A 7731-nucleotide genomic window follows, 5' to 3' on the forward strand; every position below is an offset into this window, starting at 1 on the left:
GCGATATTGCCTTTTTCGGCAAGCAGACGGGTTTTACCGCCCACGGACAGGGTGCTGCCGCTGATGCTGCCGATCTCGCCCGCAGCCTGCCCCTGATCGTTAAAGGTGCCGAAGGGGGTGATATGGTCGCGGTTGTCGATGGAGAAACCGCTGCGCTTGCTGCTGCCGGTTTGCCGGCGGCTGTCGGCCGCGGCCAGCAGTCGGATATCGTCGCTGGCATACAGCAGGGCATCGCCTTCGGCGGAGATTTGTGCGTCTTTGGCTTCGATGCTGCCTTCGGTGGCACGGATGCTGAGATGGCGGCCGGCCGTCAGCGAGCTGCCGACGGCTTCGGTGCTGCTGCTATCCTGCGTCTGCGTGCTGCGGCTGCGGCCGCCGCTGATCACGACAGGCGTGCCCGCCGCCTGGCTGGCTTTGGCCGAGGCGCTGCTGCGCTGCATCCAGTTGCCAACAATACTGTCGCTGTACCCGCCGCCCTGCATGGCTTTGTCCCAGGCATTTTTACCGGCGGTATAGGGGTCGTAAGTGATGCCGATCGAGAAGCCGCTTTGTTTACGCTGTGTCCGGCTGTGCTGTTCGCTGCGGTTATAGGCTTCGTCAAGGGAAACTTCGCGCCCCTGCAGCTTCAGATCGCCACCGGCATACAGCTGTGCGGCTTCGGTACTCAGTTTGCCGCCCGCCGCTACGGTGGTATCGCCTTTCAGGCTGCCTATCTGCGAGGAGACTACGGCAGACGATACGCTGTTTTGCTGCAGGTTTTCTTGGGTCTTGCCGTAACCGGCCATCGCTACGCCGTTTTTCAGGCTACCGGTGAGGCCGGACTTTTTGCGCTCGTGGTTTTCCCAATCTTTGTAGCGGTTCTCGGCAGCATCAACGCGCACCTCGCCGGCGGCGGTAACCAGGGTCTGTTCGTCGCTGATGACTTGGCTGCCGCGGATGCGGGTGTCGCCGCTGGAGGCCGTTCTGACTTCGCGGCCGGTTATCACGCTGCCGGCTGCTTCGTCGTGTTGGCGCCGGTATTGGTCCAGCCGGCTTTTGCTGCCGACCAAACCGCGCTCTTTGCTGTAGGTCGATTCGTCCAGATCCAGGGTGCGGCGGCCTTCGGCGATGGCGATGTTTCCTTGGGCGGCCAGGGTAGTGTGGCCGTTTTGGCTGTCGATTTGGCCTTGGCGGATGCTGAGGTCTTTGCCGGCGGATACGGTGATGTTGCCGGCCGCTTCGATGCGGCTGCCTGCTTCGGCGCTTTGGTGAATGTGGCGGTGGTTTTTGTCGTTTGCCGCGCCGTAGCTTTCGTGGCTTTCGGTGCGGACGGTGCCGAGTGTGACGCTGCCTTCGCGGGCAATCATTTGGCTGTGACCTTCGCGGGCGCGGTTGGCCAGGCGGGCGTCGTTCAGTTTGATGTCATGCCCTGCTTCGAGGCTGAGCAGACCTTGGCCGTCTTCTGTGCCGCTGACATACAGTCCGGCCACACGGTCAACGGTGGTGCGGCCGTTGTGCGAATCGCCGCTTTGGGCGGTGCTGCTTTGGAGGGTGATGTTGTCGGCTTTGAGGCTGAGCAGCCGTTCGGCTTCGATGCTGCCGCCGGTGATGTCGATTTGTTGTTGGGCGTCGAGTATGACGTTTTTGCCGCCGATGCGACCGCTGTTGCTGATGTCGCCGGCGGCCAGATCGACGATGCGCCGACCGGCCAGGGTGCCGCGGTTGTCGATGCGGCCGGCATTCAGCTGCAGGGTGTCGGCGCTGATGAGTCCGCCGGCGCTGTTGAGATCGCCGGGGCGGGCGAGGACGTAGACTTTGGGTACGAGTACGCTTTGGCTGCTGCCGTCGGCCAGGGTAACGGTCTGGCTTTCAAGCCAGACGATGTCGCTGGTCAGCCGGGCAACTTGTTCGGGGGACAGGGCGATGCCGGGGGTCAGCTGCTGGGCGCGGGCAAAGCTGATGCCGGCGTCCATCAGGGCTTGGAATTGGGCTTCGTCGTTGGGGTAGCCGTCCAGACGGCGGTAGCCGGTCAGACGGGCAATCTGTTCGTTGATCAGGCGTTGCTCGTAATAGCCGTCGCCCAGCCGTTTGTGGGTGCGGTTGGGATCGGTTTGCAGGGCTTTGAGCATGTAGTCGCTGCCCAGCCAGGTGCGGTAGTCGGCATAGGCAGGATCGGTTTCCACCAGATAGCCGGGGCGGTCGGGACGGACGGTGTACAGGCTGCTTTCGGGCAGACTGAAGCTGCTGTCGGGACTTTTAATGCGTTGTGGCGCAACGGCGACGGTGGCGGCATCGGCCGCGGCGGCATGGCCGGCGGGAGGGTTCAGGCTGCCTTGGTTTTGCAGAATGTCGCTCAGCTGGTTTTCAAAGTCGTGGGTGCTGACGCTCGGGTTGTTGTAAGCATAACCACCTCTCCAATAGACATGATGCCTGCCTCGGTGGCCATGGCTTCTTTCGAAGGTCGCATGTTCGCTTATGCCGACTTCTTCCAGACGCCGCTGCTCTTGGGTGGCGTGGTTGGCAATCTTGTCTTTGGAAAGCCCCGACAATGTGCCACCGATCAGGATTTTGCTGTCACTGTTACGCCATTCTCCGCCTTCGGCTTTCAGGTCGCCGCCAATCAGGATTTCGCCCGGACGGCTTTCTACGATACGTTGGCGGTAACGGTTCAGGCTGTATTGGTAGCGGCGTACCGCCGATACGTCGGAGCGTTCGAATTTGCGTTCGGTACTGCCGCTTTTCTGTCTGCCCTGCTCGTTGAAACGGAAGACCAGATTGGTTCGGTATTGGCTCATGTTGCCGTCTTCGCCGTCAATGTAGCGTTCGGGCTCGCCGGCAAAGGTGTAGGCAGTTTGGCGGCGGCTGTCGGCCAAATATTCTTCGGTGCGCAAACCAGCGTTCAGGTTGTCCAGTTTTTGAACGGCAATCTGCCCGCCTCCCGCTGCTTCAATCCGCGCGCCGCGGTTTTCCAGGCGCTCGGCCCTGCCTTCGGCCTGATGGCGCTCATTCAAACGGCCGCCGATATGCAGTGTGCCTTCGCTGCTGATCAGGCTGGAGACGCTGCCGGTTTGTACTTGGCCGTTTTCAATCCGGCCAAAGCCGCTGCCGGTGTTGCTTATGCTGCGCATGCCGATGTCCAGCCGCTCTCGTGCGGCAATCACGGGGGCTTGGTTTTTGCCGTCTGCGCTTGCTTCTTCGCGGTTGTTCAGGCTGCCGCCGCCCAGGGCGAGACGGCTGCCGTAGATGCGGCCGCTGCCGATGTTGTTCAGGCTGTCTGCGGCATCAATACGGGTCAGGCCGTTGCTGTTGATCAGGCCGCGGTTGTCCACGGTGTCGGCGCCAATACGGGTATTGCTGCCGGAAACCAGTTTGCCTTCGGCGCGGTTGTCGATGTGCCGGGCACGGATGTCGAGGGCTGCGCCGCCGGCCAAACGGTGGCGGTTGCGGATGCTGCCGCCGCTTTCGATGCTGAGTGTGCGGCCGGCTTCGATGTCTGCGCTGCTGTCAAAGTCGGCGCTGAGTTTGAGGGCGGCATCACGGCCAGCGGCCAGGGTGCCGCTGCCGTCCAGTACCCGGGCATCCAGTCCGATGTCCTGTCCGGCCAAGATGCTGCCGTCTTGGTTGGTGATGTTGTCGGCGGCCAGTTTCAGGCTGCCGGCAGTGGTGATTTCGCCTTGTTCGTTGTTCAGGCCGTCTGAAAGGCGGATGTCGCTTTGGCTGTTGCTGCGGATGGCGCCTTGGCGGTTGTCGAGTCGGGTGCCATCCAGTTTCAGGCTGCCTGCGGCCAGGGCGCCGCCGCGGTTGTCGCTGTGGCTGCTGTGAATGTCGGCGCTGTGGGCGAGAATGTCGCCTTGGCGGTTGTCGAAACGGCTGCCGTCTGCTTTCAGGCTGCCGAGGGTGAGGCGGCCGCTGTTGGCCAGTTCGCTGTGTACGTTCAGATCGGTGCGGCCGCCCGCTTCGATGGTGCCGCTGTTGTCCAAACGGCCGGAGACGCTGATGCGGCCGTCGGCAGGAGTGGGAACTTGGGTATGGCCGCCGTGACTGTTGCCGCTATTGCCGTTGCCGTTATTGGCGGGCGGCCGCTTGTTGCCGGAGTGGGAACCATTGTTGTTGCCGTTTCCGCCGTTGTTGCCGCTACTGTTTCCACTGTTGCCGTTGTTGTTTTCCGGCAGGCCGATGCGGCCACTGTTGGCCAGGCGGGCGGTATCGACGGCTAGATCCTGACTGCCGCTTTGGCTGATGCGGCCGCTGTTGTCCAATACGGGGGCGGCAATGTCCAGACGGCCGCCGTCGATTTGACCGCTGTTGTCAATCCGGGCGCTGCGGATGCGGTTTTCTGCGGTGCTGAGAATGCGGCCGCTGTTGTTCAGGCTGCTTTTGCTGTCGATGCTGCTTTGGCCGTGGGCGTAAAGGGTGCCGCTGTTGTCGGCTTGGCCGGCGTTAAGACGCAGGGTGCCGCCGTCTTGGGCGGCGACGGTGCCGCTGTTGGCCAGTCTTCCGTCGGCGCTGAGGGTCACGCCGCCGGCACCGGCGTAAATCTTGCCGGCATTGCGGATGCCGCTGCCGGCATCGGCAGCAATCAGGGTGATTTTGCCGGCATACATGCCGCCCAGGGCACCGGTGTCGATGGCAAAGACGGGGGCGGATGAAGACGGAGTGCGGGGTGCGGCGGCGTCTTTCAGGCTGCCTGCGGCGTCGGTTTGGCCGGCGGCGGCAATCACTTGGACGTCCTGCCCCCAAATGCCGCCGTCAATCTTGGCGGCACGGCTGAGAATGCGGGTGTAGTCGGCACCGCGCCCGTCAAGACCCTGTGCGCCGATTTCAATACGGCCGCTGCCGATGTCCAAACCGTCGAAACGGCCGTCTGCCAGGATGGGACGGCCGGTGGTCAGGGTGGCACCTGCGCTGTTGATAAAGCCGCCGCCGTCGACGCGGATGCCGGCGGGGTTGGCCATCACCACTTCGGCGCGGCGGCCGGCGATTTCGATATAGCCGTTCAGCCGGCTCGGGTCGCTGCTGTTGATTTGGTTGACGATTACACGGGCTTCGCCGCGGGCGAGAAAGGGGTTGCCCTGTATCCAGCCGGCCTGGCGGGTGGATACGCTTTTATGGCTGTTGTTGAGAATGGTGCCGCGCGTGTCGACATCGAAACGGCGGTATTGGTTGACGGATACGCCGTGGGCGGTGGGGGTTTGGATATTGACCTGCGGTAGTCCGTTGCCGGTTTGCAGGATGACGGGCTGCTGGGATTTGGGGGCGGATTTGTCGGCTTGGATGTCGGCAGCGGCGGCGGGCACAATCAGGGCCGAACCGAAACCGAGCAGCAGGCTGAAAGTCAGCGTGCCCAAATGCAAACGGCAGCCTGAACGGGTTTTTAGGCTGCCGTCACCGCCACCGGTTTCTCCGCCTGAGCGCTCGCCGGGACTTTTGCCCTGCCCGATGGCAGTCTCGGCTACGGCCATCAGGATGCCGCGGGTGCGGTTGAAGACGATTTTATGGCAGTGTTTGTTCATGTTCTTGCGTCCGTGTGGAAATGGGAAACAGGCAGCCCAAATGCAGGCGGTGCCCGTGTTTTCTCCGGTTAAAACGAATAGTTTAGGTTGAAGCCGAAAACGGCGGTACGTTTGCTAAAGCCTTGCGGTTTTTTAATCGGTTTGCCGACAAATAGGTCGTAATTCAGGCTGCCGCCTGCTTTGAACTGGCCGCGCAGGCCGGCGGCGGCGCCGATTAGGGTTTGGCCGAGCAGGTATTGCGCCGAGTCACCGGAAACATGGCCGCCGTCTAGCGCCAGATAAAACTGGTGGGCAGCCTGAAAATACCAGCCGGCTTCGTTGCGCCAGTACCAGCCGCGCTCGGCCGACAGTGAGCTTTCGCCGTCGAAGCCGCGCACGGTGTAGCGACCGCCGATGGCGATTTTGTCCAAAGGCGTCAGCGGGGTTTTATTCCACTGGGCATGCAGGGCGGTGTCATATACGAAGTGCTGCCGGCCGATTTGGAAGGAGTGGTTATAGCTGATGTCGGCAGTGATCACCTTCATTCTCGAAGTGCCTTCATCAAACACCTCTTCAGGGGCGGCAATGGCATCGGCCATGCCGGTGCCGCGCTTGTAGCCAAGGCCGATATCCAAAGTGCTGCGGCCGATGTATTCCTTGTGTTTTAGGCTCAACTGCCAACCGGCGGTTTTACGGCGCTGTACTTCGACTTCGGCATCATCGATAAAACTTTGGTTTTTTTTCTGCCACAGTTTGAAGCCGATATGGCTCTTGCGCCGCGCATCACGGTACAGCAGGCGGGTAAATCCGATGTCGCTGCCACGGCTTTTGCCGTTGTAGTCGTACACTTCATTGATACCCGCCACGGCTTGGTGGTAGCGGTAGTAGTTGTGGTTCCAGCTCCACAGCCAGTTGCCCGCAGGAACGGAATAGTGAAAGGCGTAGCTTTGGGTGCCGCCGGCGGTTTTTTTGCCCTCGGAGTCGGTATGGGTGTCGGTATGGCCCAGATGGCGGCCGTAGGACAGATAAAACAGATCGCTTAAGCCGAAAGGGTTGTCGGCAGAGAAAGTCAGGCTGCCTTGGTATTTGCCGGTGGTTTTGCTGCCGGAGTCGTCCACACCGAGCGACAGGCGGTAGGGCAGCAGCCGCTGCCGCCAGGCAACAATGATGTCGCTTTCATCGGGTGCATCGGCGGGAACGATTTGAATATCGGCTTCCGCGGTGGGTACGCGCTTGAGATTTTCCAGCCCCTGCTCGATACGGCGCAGATTCAGAATATCGCCGCCTTTCAACGGAATTTCGTTTTGAAAGGCGGCAATGCGCGCGGCACGGGTTTGGTCGTTGTGCGAAGTATCAGTGCGAACCGAGCGCACTTTGCCGGACAAAACGGTTAATTCCAAAGTTCCGCTGTTTAAATCCTGCGGTGCGGCCAAAATACGGGTAGTGGTATAGCCGCGGCCGATAACGGCGTTTTGTGCCGCAACCATAATGCGGTTGATGCCTTGCGCACCCAAACATTGTCCGGATTGGAAGCCGGTTTCTTTCAAGGCTTTTTTAAGTGCAAACTGAAAACGGCCGGCAGCATCGCCGGTCAGGGTAACGGTATGAATGGGGAAACAGGGGGATTCGGCCGATTCGGCTGCAGACGGAGTAAGCGTACTTTGCCGCGTATCTTCCAAACGCACATCGACTTCGCGCTGCAGCTGCTGCTCCTGCTGCCGGCGTCGCATTTCCTGACGTCTGAATTCGCTTTCTTCAATGGTATCGGCAAGTGCAGCCTGAAAAGAAAAGGCTGCCAAAATAGCTAAACTCAGATGGGTGTGTATGGCGGACATAATGTTAAACCCAGTATATTTTTACTTGAAAATAAACTCACTAAATTTTACAAAATCATTGATAAAATGTCAATGTCTTAACTTTATCTATAGATATCTGGCGCTGTTTACAGTATCTGAAGATTTCAAGAATGATACTGTGAAGCCTTATGGCAGCCTGAAAGGGTTGCGGTGTTTGAGATGTTGCCGGCGTATTTTTCTTAAGCTGTTGTGTAAAACACTGTTAGAGACCTTTGCAAAAAAGCCCTTCCCTCGACAACCGAAACCCAAACACAGGTTTTCGGCTGTTTCGCCCCCAATCACTCCTAATTCTACCCAAATACCCCCTTAATCCTGCCCGGACACCCCATAATCAGGCACCCGGGCCGCCTTTTAGGCGGCAACAGGCGCACTTAGCCTGTTGGCGGCTTTCAACAGGTTCAAAC

The 7731-nt window shown here is 60.2% G+C and carries 2 protein-coding genes; both read right to left on the minus strand.

The features are described 5' to 3' along the window. A partial coding sequence (locus ACTHR7_RS10630; protein ID WP_440370790.1) for a two-partner secretion domain-containing protein occupies nt 1-5492 on the minus strand: 5492 nt, incomplete at its 3' end. 68 nt (nt 5493-5560) lie between these two features. Next, nucleotides 5561-7306 (minus strand): ShlB/FhaC/HecB family hemolysin secretion/activation protein, encoded by a 1746-nt coding sequence (locus tag ACTHR7_RS10635; protein ID WP_440370791.1) that lies wholly within the window; start codon nt 7304-7306, stop codon nt 5561-5563. Nucleotides 7307-7731 lie beyond the last annotated feature (425 nt).

This window comes from Neisseria sp. P0007.S010, from assembly GCF_051962875.1.
GTDB lineage: Bacteria > Pseudomonadota > Gammaproteobacteria > Burkholderiales > Neisseriaceae > Neisseria > Neisseria subflava_A.

Bases quoted from the DNA above. Each gene is read 5' to 3' on its own strand.
- ACTHR7_RS10635 (WP_440370791.1), bottom strand. From the start codon at position 7,306: ATGTCCGCCATACACACCCATCTGAGTTTAGCTATTTTGGCAGCCTTT.